This window comes from Bacteroidota bacterium (assembly GCA_016706255.1).
Lineage (GTDB): Bacteria > Bacteroidota > Bacteroidia > Chitinophagales > BACL12 > UBA7236.
Window position 1 is genome coordinate 87932 of sequence record JADJJZ010000006.1, and the last position, 15654, is coordinate 103585.

Sequence of the window (15654 nt, forward strand, 5' to 3'; positions counted from 1 at the left end):
TGAAATGCAAAAGTGAGATACAATTTTTACAAGTTTGGTTACTTAAGTTACACAGCATATTTTTTGCATAACTTACTAGTAACACAATAGTTTGTATTTCACAACACAATATTAAAAGGAATGCTTAGTAAAAAAGCTGATAAAAATCACCGTGCGGAAAAAACAATTTTACTATAAATAAGGTTCCCCGATTGTGCGGGTGCGGACAGCAACAGCAGGCGTTCCATAAGCAACGCAACAGCTATTAACATCCTTCAAAACCAGCGCTCCGGCGCCAATTACGCTATGTTCACCGATGGTTATACCATGCTTAATTATAGCACCAATTGATATGGCTGTATAGTTTCCAACCTGCACTTTGCCGCCAAGGGTTGCTCCGGGAGCCAGGCTTGAGAAGTTGCCCATATTACCATCATGATCGATACTTGCTTTTGTGTTTATAATGCAGCCAATGCCGATTGTAGTATCAGAATTTATAATTGCACCGGCCATAATTGCGGTTCCGGCACCAATATGAACATGTTTTGCAATTTGCGCTGATGGGTGAATGGCTGTGGCCAGCGGTAAATCAGGAAATAACAACTGAATTTTTTCATACACCTGCGCACGCACCCAATTGTCGCCAATAGCAATAAAATAATGTAAATCAGGGTATTGATGTAACAAAGCAGGAATCGAGTTTTCATCTCCCAAAACATAATGATCAGCAACTTCAAAACCGATTGGTTTAAATGTATCTATTAACCCGATTAATTTATACGAGCCACTTTTTTCAAAAATATCAATCACCACTTTTGCGTGTTCTGATGCGCCAATAATGATTAATTCAGGTTTTCCCATTTATTATTTTTTAAATAACAAAAAATGTATGTGTAAAAATAATTATTTGATTTGAGATAGTTTGTGTTTAGATAAAATGTTAAATCGGCACAGGACTTTGATTTTTTAAGATTGAATTTTTTCGTCTCAATTTTTGTTTTAAGCCTGAAACCCTTATAGAATAGGCGTTACACAAAAATTAAATGTTAAAATCATTGAAAAATCGCGGAAAAACCGGTTAAATGTCATTTTATAGCGATTGAGTAGTCAATACCTTTGTAATATAAATTATCATTTAAACGCATTGCACAACAAAAGAGGTTGATCCTCAGCATTATGAAAAGGAATTTAGTTATCCTTATTTTATTAATATGTAGTACTTGCTTGGGACTAAACGCTCAAAATTTAGTGCCTAATTCCAGTTTCGAGTCATATTCCGGATTGCCTGTGAGTTATGGTGAGTGGTTTAGGTGTAACGATTGGGATAATGTGAATGGTTATCCTGCTTTTGCCTGGCCTTATGCGAGTCCCGATTATTTGCACAATTCGGGAGGTGTTGGTGTAAATTTACCAAATACCGTGTTTGCAACAGTTTCGGCGCATGAAGGCGAAGCTGTTTTCGGATTTATAGCTTACCATGGCCCCGAACCTAATTTCAGAGAATATTTATCTGCACCACTTAGCGAGCCTATGGTGCCGGGAGTTACTTATACAATCTCGTTTTGGATTACCAGTGGTGAATCAGCCTGGTACGGTGGCGCCGGATGTAATCATGTGGGTATTCGTTTTTCTGACGGTCCATTAATTCAGGCCGACCATGAACCAATTGGTGGAACCCCGGATTTGGAAATTCCTGATATTTACTGGAATACCGAATGGGAGCTTTTTACATTTAGTTATACTGCTGATGATACTTACGACAGATTAACAATCGGGAATTTTTATAATGATGCTGCTACCGATGCGGATGGTTTTGGTGTTGCCGCAAGTACAACCGCTTATTATTTTATAGATGAAGTTTCTGTGATACCTGCTACAATTACAACAATTATTGATACCACAATTTGTGATGGCACTTTTTATACTTTGCCTGATGGTACAACAACTGCAATTGGTGGAACCTATACACATACTTTAATTGCGGATGATGGCGCGGATTCAATTGTAATAACCAATTTATTTATTGCACCAATTTACAATTTAATTTATGATGCCATAATTTGTGAGGGGGGAGATTACATTTTACCTGATGGTGAAATTGTTACTGCCGCAGGAACTTATGTTACATCATTATTAACCGCGTCAGGTTGCGATTCAATTATTACAACAAATCTTGAAGTACTTCCATTTTATACTACTCTTGTTGATACCGCTATTTGTTCCGGGGAGATGTACATTTTACCGGATGGTATTACCATAACTGCCGCAGGAATTTATAATACAACTTTAATTTCCGCGGCAGGATGTGATTCAATAATTACAACTAATTTATCGCTCATAACTATTCCTGAAACAATTGTTGATGTAACAATTTGTTCCGGAGCGACTTATACATTACCGGATGGTGTTGTTGTGGATGTTGCCGGAACTTATTCAACTATATTAACAGCAGTTTCCGGATGTGATAGTTTAATTACCACACATTTAAATTTAATTGCTGCATTTGAATCATTTGTAACAGCAGATATTTGTGAAGGCGCGTCATACACATTACCTGATGGTAGCACAACAACTAGCAGCGGTAATTTTACAACAAATTTAATTGCTGTGGGTGGATGTGATTCAGTTGTGTACACTACAGTAAATGTTCATCCATTACCAATTCCGGTTTTTGATATACAACCGTTTATTTGTCTGGAAGCAGAACCGATTTTATTAAATGCAACACCAAGTGGTGGAATATTTTCAGGTATTGGTGTAGAAGATAATACCTTTAATCCTGCAACAAGCGGCGTTGGCGGACCATTTGAAATTAATTATTTTGTTTCAGATGTATTTGGCTGCTCGGCAGAAACAATTGCAACAATTGAAGTGTATCAAAACTTTGCAGATGCGGGCACAGATGTTACAATTAACGCAGGAGAATCTACTTTATTAAGCGGTAATTCAGGAGGGGATTATAACTGGTCACCGGAATTATTTGCTGATTGCGCTAATTGTCAAAACACATTAGTTACACCATTTGAAACTACTTCATTTGTTTTATATTCAATGGATGTGAATGGTTGTGTTGCTTTTGATACGGTTGATGTAATTGTAATTGGAGAAATCGATGTAATTATTCCCAATGCCTTTAGTCCTAACCAGGATGGTATAAATGATATTTATCATGTATTACTTTATGGTGCCGAATTAAATAATTTCAGTATCTATGATCGTTGGGGGAAATTAGTTTATGTTAATTCCGGAAATGATGTAAGCTGGGACGGCACTATGCAGGGCAAATTATTAGAAATGGGTGTTTATGTTTATGCAGCAGAATATATTTTACACGATGTAATTATTACAAAAAGTGGAACGATAACACTGTTGCGCTAAAATAATTTATAAGATGAGCATCAATTATAATTGCTCAACGTAATTTTTAAAATTATCCAAAATTGCCTGCCAACCGGCCTCCTGCATTTCAGCACTGTTTTCATTTTCTGTTTCAAATGTTTCCGTTACCACAACATGATTTGCTTCCGGTAAAAACTGTACACTTACTTTTCTGCCATCTGCAATTCTATATTCTATTAGTTTATGTGGTTCAACCAATGTGTAAATACCGTTAAAATCGAATGCAACACTGCCATCACGTGCAGCCATAGTAAAAATAAATTCACCACCTTCACGCAAATCGTTTTCTGCAGCCGGTGCATGCCAGTCGGGTGAAGCGAAGTTCCAGTTAACAATATGCTCCGGTAGTGTCCAGCAATCCCATACTTTTTCTATTGACGCCTGAATTGTTGTTGAAATGGTGATGTTCATTTTTATCGGTTGTTTTTAATTTGCAAGCCGGTATAAAATTACAATTTTAAAAAGAATCCATAAAATATGGATTAACTAATCCAAATCAGTTGCGTATCAATTACTTCCCATTTACCATCAACTTTCTGTAAATAATAACGGGTACAACTTCCGCACAATCTCATAATTATTTGTTGTTAATTATAGATTAATATAATGTGCCAATGTACAGATCTGTCTGCAGCGGCGGATATTAATTGAACAAACAAATTTTGAGTGAAAATATAAAATTTGAAAAGGGTAACCACAGAGCTATGCACTGAGAAACAGCCCGCAAAGGTCACGGAGAATTACGAGTTAAATTTTAATTATATTTTCCTAATTAAATCTTATTCATAAAACTTAACTTAACGAATAATTCCTCTGTGACCTTTGTGTGAATTTTCTCAGCGTTCTCTGTGTTAAAAAAAACATTACTCCATTAAAATATTTAAGTATAAATAATAACTCAAAACGATAAGTCTTATCAAATTTAGTTTTGATAGCAACGATACGGTAATTTCTAGCCCCGATCGAAATGAAAACAAGCTAATGTACCAATGTATTAATGTACCGATGTACCAATGAAACAGCCGGTTTTGAGGTTTATTTAAAATTAGTGGCTTGTTGCAATGAAGAGCGGGCAACGATTTTCATTGGGTGAAAAATGTGGATGCTCCAAATTTTTAAAAATTTAATTTGTTATTAAAAAATGTGCTTGTTTATTCTTTAATACTACTATACCAATTAAATTTTCGCGACCATTCGTAGAATTCGAATACTTCTGATTCGTGGCCTTTCAGCCATTTTTTTACGTAGCCGTCGCCGGTGGAAGAAAATGCGATGTATGAAAAAGTTTCGGTAAATCCTTTTTCTTTCATTTCAATAAAATATGGTGCGTAATAATCCCAATAAAATCCGGAATTAGTTTCTTTACCTGTGCTTAACGACGAACAAAGCATATCCAGTGTAAGTTTAAAAGCTTCAGCTTCGGTATTGTTTTTATGTTCCTTATCCATTGAAACTGCGGAGGTCATCATGAGCATGAATTCTATCATTCCGAAATTATTCGGATTATTAGTTCCATCGGCAGCGGTATCGCCAAGGGTGCTTCCATCTACACTAATTGTAAAGGCATTTTTTCCTGTTTTAGTTACGTTGCCGCCCAATAAAATTTGCATATTTGCAAGGTTGCCTTCAGCGCGTTCACCTTCAGGTTCAATTGCTAAAAACCTGGCATACGCCATAATTGCAGGAATATTATTACCCAGATCATGATTTACGCGTGCAATGGCATTTTGTGAACTTGCGTGTTTGGGATTTACCATTGCACCTTGTTCAAATGCCTCCAGTGAAAGTGTATATTCTTTCATGGTAGTAAGTGAAATACCTTTATTAAAATAAAATTGATATTGTTGTGGGAAAGCTTTAATTCCTTCGTCGTAAACGGCTATGGATTCTTCTGATTTTCCTTGTGCATCGAGACTGTTACCATATGTGATGTAAACAGATTCCAGCGCTTCATCGCCGGGATGTAATTCAATTGTTTTTTTACAAAGCGTTGAGCAATCTTTATATTTTTCTAAAGCGTATAAGGTAAGTGCTTTTTCAGACATTGCAAATGCATTATCCTTATCGGCCGCAAGTGCTTTATCGTATTTTTTTATAGCGCCCTGATAATCGCCGCGATCGTGTAATGCAATGCCTTCTGCAACAAGTGCCTCAGCCGCTGCAGGGTCCTGAGCGTATGTGTTAGCAGTAAATAATGTGCAGGAAATAAACAGGAGGAATAGTGCTTTTTTCATTGGTTTTTTTGCTATTGAATGGCTAAAATAATAAATTTTGGGGTAAAATGGTAGGTGATGGATGAGGAGGAGGTTTGATGTAATAATATTTTTGTAAACTGTTAGCAATCTTTCACTGATACGCAGTTGGGGTTTTTGTTTGGAGTTAAGGTGGAGTGTTGATTGGTGATTTTCGTTTGAAGTGCATTTTTTGTTTCACCCCGCTGGGGTTCTGGAGATTCTAAGGGGCGCATTTTTGTTAAAAATATGTAACCGCTCTGCGGTAGGCTCAGTAATTGGAGTTAATTTGGAGTGTTGATTTATGTTTTTGTTTTGATGTAATTTTTTTTCATTACTGCCTAGCACAATATCTTCAAACAAAAAATGTCAATCGACACAAAAATTAAAAAAGAAAATCGAATGTGCAAATTACACCCAACTCATAATTTCACTTTTAAACATAATGTAAATCATTACAAAGTATTCTAATTAAGTTGTGAAGTAAAAACCTCGTAGAGGTGAAAGATTGGTAACAAAACCCGACCCCCAAAGAATCAGATGAACCCCAGCGGGGTGACACAAAAAATGTCAATTGAAACAAAAAATTATATCATTAAAACCAAGGGCACATACAAAATCCAAATCAAAAATTCAATGTTATTCATAATGAAAATTAGTAAGAAACATTCTAATTAAATGATGAATTAAAAACCTCGTAGAGGTTTCATATTTTAACAAAACCCACCCCCTAGAATCAATTGAACCCCAGCGGGGTGACACAAAAAATGTCAATTGCCACTAAAAATTATATCAAAAAAACCAAATGCACATACAAATTCCCAATTCAAAATTTCATTATTATACAATCAACATCATTTCCGCATAAAATTCATTCTCATCTGAAATTTCCACCCAGTTGGGTTGCTGATCTCTAATTTTGTGGAAACTAATTCGATCGGATATATTGCCGGCGATTTTAAAACCTTCGAAATTTAGATGCTGCTCAAATTGATTTGCCATTTCAACTGTTTGAAAAACATAGGTAAAACAAATGCCGGATAAATTTAATTGCCTGGCCTGCTCGGCGAGTTTGACAATGGTGCAGATGCCATACCTGAACTGCATTTCGGCTGACAGGTTTGGCTCAAATCCGTCGATATGAATATGATTGGAATCATCTTCCACAATTGATTCGTTATTAATTTCTTCAACTAGGGTTAACTGCGAAAGACTATGACCAATTAATCCAATCTCATTAATTATAATGCCTCGATTAATAAACTGTGTAATGGAATCAGGTAAATTACAAGAAATATTTAAATCATGCGGAATATTCCATGTATCACATAACCGGTAAAATGCTGTATTGGCTGATATTTTCAAGAAGAGGTGTTAATTTAATTCGAGTACACCCTTTTTTATTTCAAAACTAAAAAGCAAAACAGAATCCACCGCTTTCCCGTCCAGTTCGCCGGCTGTCCAAGGACCTAAAGCTTTAAATATGGCAACAATCTGCTCGTCTAAAATTTCGCTTTTTGTTTTATTGTCCATTTCACATTGCACCACTTCGCCATTACAATTAATAATTAAACGTATCATGCCTTCGTCTTTATATTTCACATTTTCTTTAAGGAAGGCCACATCGGTATTTAATTTTTGTTCAATTTGGTCTTCGGTGAACTGACTTTTAGCTTCATCCTGACCTTTGAAAGATTCGAATAATGCATACACTTCATTTTTATCACAAATGCCTGAAATTTCTTCATCTACAACCATTTTGGCTACAAATTGAGCAGATAACATTGAAGTGCAAGCACATAAAATAATTAGGAAAAAAATGTTTTTCATGTTGGTAAAATTTAAATTTCGTGAATAATGGTATTCAAATATACGATACTTCTAATAAATATACAATTTCCTTATAACGATAATCAACACTCGCTTATTTCACAAATTGGCGGAGCCATAATAAGGCTTCCTTATCGCTGCTAAACGATTTCATTGGGATAGGGGGCTTTTGAAAAGCAAACACCATGCGCATAACTAACAGTGCCATGCCGGGTTTTGAAACCATAGCCATTGCAGTGTATATTTCAGGAACCATTTGAGATGAAAACTTACGGGTAGCCTTATCCGGAACCGGCGATTTGCTTAAATATATTAATAATGGAACCGGTTTATTGCCGGTAATTTTTTTAATCAAGGTAACATTGTTGCTAATGTTCTCAACCGTTCTTTTCACACTTTTTGATAGGGAATATAAAATGCCATCTTCAAAATAATAATCTGCAATTTCGCCCGCTATCAGAGGAGTTGTAAATGTTACCTGCATAATTAATTGGATTTACGATATGCCTGAACATGCAATTGCGGATAAACAAAATAACTAAATGTAGTATCAGTTAGTGTTAGAATTTCAAAATATGTTTTAGTTTTTAAATTGTCTAAAACAATAAAATAATTTGCCTGTGATGACTTTACAAATTGTGTTAGCGTATCGGTAATGGATATACTATAATTATCATCCTGATAATTTTTTTCACCTTTATATCCAAACGTCCAGATGGAATCATTTATGGAAATGTATGCTGCACTATCTGTCTCATTAACCCATTCACCATGCAATTTATTTAGTATAATAGAATCGTAAGGAGGTTCTTTTGGCTTTAGAATTGGAATTAACTGATAATCGGAATATAAAAAAACAAAACCTGATTCCGGCTTTTCATTAGTGTTTGGGTAATAGGTTTTCGGAACACCTTTGTCAGTGTAAAACTGACCTGTCAATCGAAGTATAAAATTGAAGTGATCTTCTGCATAATAATCGCCGGGTAAAAATAAATCTGTTGCAGCAGGTGTAATGTATAAATGATTTTCTGCATCAACACTATCTATATTGGGAATGTCGAAATTTGTTACCTGAATAAAATTCGGACAATCGCAGGCGTAGTTGACATAATAAACATCAATCGTTTCAATTTTATCTGAAAGATGCTTCGGCACAACGGAACAGCTTAAATTTGAGCATAGGTACAATCCACCCAAAATATAGCTAAGCCAGCGAGCCAAATATCTCATAATGTGTTGATAATCAATAAAATAAAATTCTTAAATTGGTTAAATTATAGATTTTTACTGCTCCGCCATTTTTAAGCCTTGTTCAATTGCTGTAAACACTTGGTGGTTTTTGTCAAACACTTTGAGCAGTAATTCTTTTGCCTTTAAAAAATCTGCTTTTGCGATGGCTTTGTCGAGGTCCAGATAAATAATACCGAGGTAGAAATAAATACTTCCGGCGATGGTATCTTCATTTGCATATTTTACTAATTGCTCATTATAAAAATTAAGTAATTCGTTTAATGCGCCGTAGTTGATATACGCATCGTTTATTGCTCCATAAATTGTTGGATTTCGTGGGTCGAGTTCAAAAAGATTTACGGTATAGGCATGGGCCTCTTTACTTTTAAGTCGCAAGCTGGATTCTAACATGCCGAGATATGTATAATAATTTTTCGCCTCGATACTGTCGCTGATGTGATAATATATTAATGCACTGGAATCATCAGCGAGTTCGGTATAAATTTGGGCCGCCATGCGTGCTGCGTCAGCTTTGTAACTTTTGTCGTTGTATAATGGTATTGCATTTTTAGCATAAACCAAAGCTTTAGCCTGTTCATTGTTATATAAATAAGCATACGCAAGATTATAATGCGCTGATGCATAATCTCCCTTCAACTCAACTGATTTTAAAAAATAAGGAATCGCTTCTTTGAATTTATTGTTGGCAATATTCAAATAACCCATAGCATGATAAGATTCATAATCAGCACAATTACCTGCAATCGCTTTCGTAAAATTCGTTTCGGCCAACATAAATAATTCTTTGTCTGATTTTAACCAGTTACCCGGATATTTCATCTGCACTTCGATATAATAATCGCCCAAACCTTTATACAAGCGGCATTCATCAGGATAAACCTTAATTAAACTATCCAATAATTTAGGGATGTCCAGCATTTTTAAATCAAAATTGCCATCTGTTCCGCGGTAATTTAAAATGTCGTCATTTTTATCAATGTCGGTAAGTGCAAACATTTGATGTGCAATACTGGTTACAAAATAATTCAGTAAAATATTTTCTTTTAACAGAATTACTTCCATGTTTTTGTTATTCGGGTCTGCTTTGTCTAATTCAGCATAGGCAGAATTATATTTTTTATCCTCAATTAAATTGTTCGCTTTTTTTAATTGATTCATTTATATTTTGAGCCTGAATAATTGTCGCGGTGAAAATTAAACCAATTATTAAAATAATTATTTTATGCATAATGACGAGTTGTGGTTTTAACCGATGTTTCTGTTTTATAATTTTGAATTTATAGCAAATTTACAATGTTTTGGATGAAATACGGAAACTTACAAACTGCTTTGCAGCTGGCTAGTCGTTAAAAATAAATGAGCCAAATTAGTATAGCAGTTACTATAATATAAAAACATGAACCGATTAAAACATTATAACGCAGGTTGTAAACTTCATGAAAATAATATTTTTTATAACAAAAAGGCGCACGCACAATAGCTCCTGTTGATTTTAAAATAGGATGAATGATACCACGTATTAACAGCTCACCCAAAATATCAAATATACTTTCGCCTATTTGGCTCATGATTTAATTTGTTTTACAAAAGTGCGTTCAAAGATAATACAACTCGTTTTAACTGCTCTATTAATTCCGTGTTGCTTATTTCTCCGTTTGTCGACATTTTTGATTTAATACTTTTTATTAATAAAATGGTATCGTCGTTTGACCGGGCACCAAGGGTATCTATAATCAATTTGAGCTCCTTATGTGCTAAATCTCCGGATGAAGAAGCTGTTATAAGTGCAGTTGGTTTATCATTTAATAGTGTTGTGGAAACAAACCATTCGAGTGCATTTTTTAAACTGCCGGGTACGCTGAACACATATTCGGGTGTGCAAATAATAATACCATCTGCTTCCTCAACCAGTCTCCGAAATTCCAGAATTTCACCTGGTGGAGAATCGGTGTCCAAATCGGGATTAAAATGTGGAAGTTGATCTAAACCGGTAAAAATGTTGATGTTAAAGTATGGAGCAGCTGTTTTTTGCAAATACTGAAGCAACAATAAGTTTGCTGATTGCGCACGGGTGCTTCCACAAATTGCTAATACTTTAGGATGATTATCCACTTTAATTATTTTGCTTTAGATTTTTCGGCAGCGCGTTTAGAATTTTGCTGTAAATTATGTTTTAATATTTTGCCAATCAAAGGATAAGGCATTGGTTTATTTAAAGGAAATTGAATAGAACCACGTCCTGTTTTATACGGCAAAAAATCATCTTTAAAACCGGGTTCATTAACAGGAGCGGGATAAATACCAATATGATTTTTATAACCGGCGTAATAAATGAGATAACTTCCTTTTAAAATAAATGTCGGCATGCCATAACTCATTGTTTCAGTTGCTTCGGGAACTTGTTTTTGTATGTAGTTCCGAATTTCCTCCAGCACTATGCGGGTTGATTCGGGAAAAGATGTTAGGTAAGTGTCAATACTTTTAATCATGTTAAAAATGATTTATTATATAATTTATGATTTATTATTTTATAACTCCAATCATCACCCCAAATTTGCCATCATTTTGAATCCAGTTTTCTTCAGGGTAATAAACTCTTGAAACAAATCCATCTAAATATAACGCATTTTCGCAACCTTGGTTTTTGAAGTAGGTTGCAAAATCGTATAAATTTACCGGTGTTTTAGACATTACAAAAAGTATTTTCTTATCCGGTAAAATGCCCACGCCATTACGGATATTAACATGTGTTGAGCCGTTTTTAAATTCGGGATGTATTTTGCCGTTAATTAATAACATTGGGCCGGATTGTGTTGCATATTTAACATTAGTAACTGAACTGAATTCACCGGTCTGACAAACACCGGCTTCATTTGAATAGTTTATATAAAATATACCGTTCGGCTTAAGATAAAAATTGCCATCTGCATTTGCATTATTTACAGGAACCAGCGTTTTACCATTTTCTATATATAATCCAAGAGGAGAATAATCTGTTTTATACATTCCGCCATTCATGGCAAAAATTAATTGTTTACCTTGTTTTTCTGTTTGCTGCTTTAAATTCGGGAAAGTATTAATGATTTTACCTGTATCATCTTTCCAAAACAAATGAAGGTTACCCTGTTTTGGGTCAACGGTATATGTTAGGTAATTTGAATCAGAAATTAATGGTGCAGCAAAACCTGCAATACAAAATGTGAGAATTAGTGCAAAAACGGCATATAATAATGTTCGATTGTAAACCTTCATTTTGATCGGAATTGAAATGGTGTTTCAAATTTACCAAAAATTAGAAAGTAAATAATTCCAACTGTCATTTCACCGTCAGTTTTTTTATTAAAACAATCGAATCATTATTCGTTTGGTTTCGCTATTTGAATTACTACGTTACCGGTCTTTTCTCCGGTCTCAACATATTTGGTTGCTGCAACAATATTTTCAAGGGGATATAATTTATCGATTACTGCACGATAATCGCCGGATTCAATTATTGATCTAAAAAATTCAATATCGCTTTTATTATCAGTAGGGATTGGAAACTTTGCTTTTTTGGATGTAATCAACGTTAAAATAGGTAAAAAAACGTTTTGCGCCATATAACCTAATTCAGTGCTATAATAAGTGCCCCCTTTATTTAACAAATGTTTGCATTTAAAGAAACTACTTTTCCCAACAGCATCTAATATCACATCATAATGCCCGGGAATTTTAGTGAAATCCTCTTTAGTGTAATCAATAACTGAGGAAGCACCAAGTGATTTTATTAGTTCAATGTTCTGTGTATTACATACAGCAGTTATTGTTAATCCGTAATACTTAGCCAGTTGAACTGCAGCCGTGCCAATAGAACCGGATGCGCCATTAATTAAAATAGTTTTTGATTTTTTCAGGTCAATTTTTCTGATGTAATTTATTGCCAGCATCAGTCCATCACATACTGCTGCCGCTTCTAAAAAAGAAAAGTTTGTTGGTTTAAGGGCAATTGAGCCTGATGCTTTAACACAAACATATTCGGCATGTGTGCCAAACCGAAAAGTGTTTAATCCAAAAACTGCATCACCTGCTTTAAATAAATGAACATCTTTACCAACCGCTTCGATAACACCTGCAAATTCGGTTCCTAAAACCTTTTTTCTCGGTTTGAAAACACCACTAATCAGCTTTACGAAAAAATATTCCGGATTTCTGAAGCCACAGTCCGTTCTGTTTACTGTTGTTGCAATCACTTTTACTAATACTTCATCCGGTTTCGGTATCGGTGTGTCAATTTCCTGAACGGATAAAACTTCCGGCGGACCGTATATTTTGTTTACACTTGCTTTCATATGGTATTTGAATAAGTAATTTATATTGTGGTGAATTCAACCCTTCTGTTATTTGCCTTGCCTAATTGCGTTGTATTAACATCAATTGGCAAAGATTCGCCATATCCCTTGGCTGTTAGTTGATTTGAATTGACACCAAGTGATATTAATAAATTTAGCACTGCATTTGCTCTTGCTTCAGATAATTTTAAATTGGCAGCGTCATCTCCATCGCTATCTGTATGTCCGCCAATTTCAAATTTTACTGTTGGATTTTGTTTTAAATATGCCACAATGTTGTTAATTGTTCCCATACTTTCGGGTTTTATTTCCGATTTATTGACATCAAATTTAATTGCATGTGTAACAAATTTCCCATTTACCAATGTAATCTCACTTTTAGGAATTCCTGTAGCCACTTTAAAATTGTCCAACAATATTTTCATCTCACCACTTGTATTTCCGGTAACTAATATTCGGTCGGGTGTAATAGCGCAATCATCAATATCAATTTGTTTGTATTGATCAAGATATACTGTAAAGTGTTTTTTATTATAACTCATGGCGATATGCACCCAGCGGTTGTAAAATTTATTTTCTCCAAAATAGGCTTCGGGATTATCTTTGGCAGCACGACCATCATTTGGATAGCTAACAGTTAATTCATGTTTGTTTGGGGTAATTATCATTTCCTGGTCGCCCTGCATTAAATGTATTTCTATTCCGGGATTGCCATCGTAACCATCAGCTAACCAAGTGTCATATTCTATAGTAAAATTATCTGGTAATACCGGTTTTGATAATTTCGGACTTATTTTAGTGTAATAAACATTTACAGAAATACAATTGTTATCGGCTTCTTTAATTACTTTCGCCTCACCGCCTTCTATAGTCCAATTTTCCGGATTTGAACCAACAATGGAATTTGTTAAATCATCATCAAAAAGAATAACATTTCCAGGTACAAAATCATATTGTTTATATTCACTTATTGTTTGTGCAGTGGCATTTATTATTGCAAAACAACTAAGTAACATAGCGTAAAGACAGTTTTTCATAAAGTATTTATTTTTCATGTATTTCTTATATAAATATAACTTAATTACAATTTTTCAAATAAAGGTAAATTTATTTGAGCAGCTATTTTTTGAGCAGATAATTTACCTTCTTCAGAAAAAGCCCATACAAAAAGCGCTTCTATTTTGTGCGTTTGGCTTATATTCATAATAGCGACTGTTGTCAAATCAGTTGTTATTCCCTTTTTCCTAAGTTCAGATAATACCATCGCAGAGCATAAATAAATGCAATCGAATTGTGTGCCCGGATGGGTTAAATAAAATAATTCTTTTTCTGATATCTCACCTGACAAAAATGATTCCATTAGCTTGCGTGTAGTGGGAATTAGCAATATCCAGGCTATAGGTCCGTTTTCATTCGCTTTTTCTGTAACGGAGGCTGGGTGTAATTGTTTTAACCGATTTAGCACGTCTTCGTTTACATCTAACTGCTCAGGATCTGATTTGGTATCAAAAATTTCATCTGCCAGTTGTAACATGCGTTCAAAATTTGTTAACGACATATCAATTGAATTTTAAAGAATGAAATGCATCTAACATAATATCATTAAAATTTTCGGCATTATCTGAGAGAAAAAATAAATAAGCATCTGCAACATTATCTTTATGTATTGCTACTATCATGCAAAATTTATATCCCATGCCGAATTCTTTACCAACCTCGACATATGTTGTTCCACCCCAGTCGGCATTAAATTCTTCTTTTACAGCAGTTTTATCAAATACAACCATTTCCGGTAAATAACCATTGGAAATATTTAAGGTGGTTGCCTTTAACAAGGTAGCATATAAATTATTAGGGTTTAAATTGATGTCACCCGGCTGTTTGTTTTTTTCTTTTTCTGTATATTCCTGAAGTAAAGTGTCTAATGGCCTTATTGCATAACGCACTTCAAAGTTTTTTGTGCGATGTTTAATTGCAAATTCATATTCCATCGCTGAATTCTGAATAACCTGTATGGTATCAAAACCTTCGGGCTGCAGAAATGTGAGTGTGCTGCGTTGTAGCAAATTGTTATATAGCGTTGACTGTGCGTTTGTGCTTGTTGATACAAACAACAGTGCAATTGTAAAACTCAGTAAGATTAGTATTCTATTCATTTAGCAAAAGTAATTCTGATTCAGCGAATTTTTTAATAATGTTTAAAGTTGGTTTCCAGTACATTTCTAGATGTTTATAATCGACATAACTGTTAATTTCAGAAATTTCTAATTCAAGTATTACTCCTGCGTTATTTTCATTTAAAGTAAAACAAATTTTGGTATAATTTTCCGGAACATCGGGTAAGTTACTCAGATTGCTGATATAATTATATTTAAAACATATTAGAGGTGTAAACTGTAAAATAATACCCTTATTGTATAAATATATACCATGCATCATACCACTGAAAATAATTGGACTGCCATTTTTCCAATTTGATTCCACATGGATTTTATCATCTGACAACCACTTTCCCATAAACTGCGGATTAGTAATTAATTGCCAAACAACAGCACTTGGTGATTTTATATATTGCCTAAATGTTATTTTGGTATAACCTTGATTATTATCCTGACTATTTTGAAAATCCATAATTA

General features: G+C 34.4%; 18 protein-coding genes. 1 reads left to right on the plus strand and 17 read right to left on the minus strand.

From position 1 onward, the window contains the following. Positions 1-171: 171 nt before the first annotated feature. Complete coding sequence (locus tag IPI65_08885; protein ID MBK7441626.1) at positions 172-840, minus strand: acetyltransferase; 669 nt, start codon at positions 838-840, stop codon at positions 172-174. A gap of 315 nt (positions 841-1155) precedes the next feature. On the opposite strand from IPI65_08885, the gene IPI65_08890 reads away from it, so the two are divergent. Beyond that, positions 1156-3357 carry a gliding motility-associated C-terminal domain-containing protein gene (locus IPI65_08890; protein MBK7441627.1) on the plus strand — a complete coding sequence of 734 codons (2202 nt, stop codon included), beginning with the start codon at positions 1156-1158 and terminating at the stop codon, positions 3355-3357. Positions 3358-3381: 24 nt separating this feature from the next. On the opposite strand, the gene IPI65_08895 is transcribed toward IPI65_08890, so the two are convergent. The 16 genes from IPI65_08895 to IPI65_08970 form a co-directional block, all read right to left on the minus strand. After that, the gene (locus IPI65_08895) at positions 3382-3789 is read right to left on the minus strand and encodes an SRPBCC family protein (GenBank protein ID MBK7441628.1); all 408 of its coding nucleotides are present in this window, start codon (positions 3787-3789) and stop codon (positions 3382-3384) included. Between the two features lie 740 nt (positions 3790-4529). Then, complete coding sequence (locus IPI65_08900) at positions 4530-5612, minus strand: tetratricopeptide repeat protein (GenBank protein ID MBK7441629.1); 1083 nt, start codon at positions 5610-5612, stop codon at positions 4530-4532. A gap of 837 nt (positions 5613-6449) precedes the next feature. After that, complete coding sequence (locus tag IPI65_08905) at positions 6450-6974, minus strand: hypothetical protein (protein ID MBK7441630.1); 525 nt, start codon at positions 6972-6974, stop codon at positions 6450-6452. Between the two features lie 9 nt (positions 6975-6983). After that, positions 6984-7439 (minus strand): hypothetical protein, encoded by a 456-nt coding sequence (locus tag IPI65_08910; GenBank protein MBK7441631.1) that lies wholly within the window; start codon positions 7437-7439, stop codon positions 6984-6986. Between the two features lie 94 nt (positions 7440-7533). After that, complete coding sequence (locus tag IPI65_08915; protein ID MBK7441632.1) at positions 7534-7923, minus strand: STAS/SEC14 domain-containing protein; 390 nt, start codon at positions 7921-7923, stop codon at positions 7534-7536. 2 nt (positions 7924-7925) lie between these two features. Continuing rightward, complete coding sequence (locus IPI65_08920) at positions 7926-8594, minus strand: hypothetical protein (GenBank protein MBK7441633.1); 669 nt, start codon at positions 8592-8594, stop codon at positions 7926-7928. 129 nt (positions 8595-8723) lie between these two features. Further along, complete coding sequence (locus IPI65_08925) at positions 8724-9848, minus strand: hypothetical protein (protein MBK7441634.1); 1125 nt, start codon at positions 9846-9848, stop codon at positions 8724-8726. A gap of 188 nt (positions 9849-10036) precedes the next feature. Then, positions 10037-10258, minus strand: a complete 222-nt coding sequence (locus tag IPI65_08930) for a hypothetical protein (GenBank protein MBK7441635.1) — start codon at positions 10256-10258, stop codon at positions 10037-10039. Between the two features lie 13 nt (positions 10259-10271). Next, on the minus strand, positions 10272-10802 hold the full coding sequence (locus tag IPI65_08935; protein MBK7441636.1) for an NAD(P)H-dependent oxidoreductase: 531 nt from the start codon (positions 10800-10802) through the stop codon (positions 10272-10274). A 5-nt stretch (positions 10803-10807) separates the two neighbouring features. Further along, positions 10808-11179, minus strand: a complete 372-nt coding sequence (locus IPI65_08940) for a DUF1801 domain-containing protein (GenBank protein ID MBK7441637.1) — start codon at positions 11177-11179, stop codon at positions 10808-10810. 34 nt (positions 11180-11213) lie between these two features. After that, entirely contained in the window at positions 11214-11942 is a 729-nt protein-coding gene (locus IPI65_08945; protein MBK7441638.1) for a phosphodiester glycosidase family protein, read from the minus strand. Between the two features lie 104 nt (positions 11943-12046). Then, positions 12047-13018, minus strand: a complete 972-nt coding sequence (locus tag IPI65_08950; protein ID MBK7441639.1) for an NAD(P)-dependent alcohol dehydrogenase — start codon at positions 13016-13018, stop codon at positions 12047-12049. A gap of 20 nt (positions 13019-13038) precedes the next feature. Continuing rightward, complete coding sequence (locus IPI65_08955; protein MBK7441640.1) at positions 13039-14055, minus strand: OmpA family protein; 1017 nt, start codon at positions 14053-14055, stop codon at positions 13039-13041. A 44-nt stretch (positions 14056-14099) separates the two neighbouring features. Continuing rightward, a complete protein-coding gene (locus tag IPI65_08960; protein ID MBK7441641.1) occupies positions 14100-14576 on the minus strand; it encodes a hypothetical protein in 477 nt (158 codons plus the stop codon). 1 nt (position 14577) lies between these two features. Further along, complete coding sequence (locus tag IPI65_08965) at positions 14578-15174, minus strand: hypothetical protein (protein ID MBK7441642.1); 597 nt, start codon at positions 15172-15174, stop codon at positions 14578-14580. Beyond that, complete coding sequence (locus tag IPI65_08970) at positions 15167-15649, minus strand: SRPBCC domain-containing protein (GenBank protein MBK7441643.1); 483 nt, start codon at positions 15647-15649, stop codon at positions 15167-15169. Before IPI65_08970 ends, IPI65_08965 begins: the two co-directional genes overlap by 8 nt. Positions 15650-15654 lie beyond the last annotated feature (5 nt).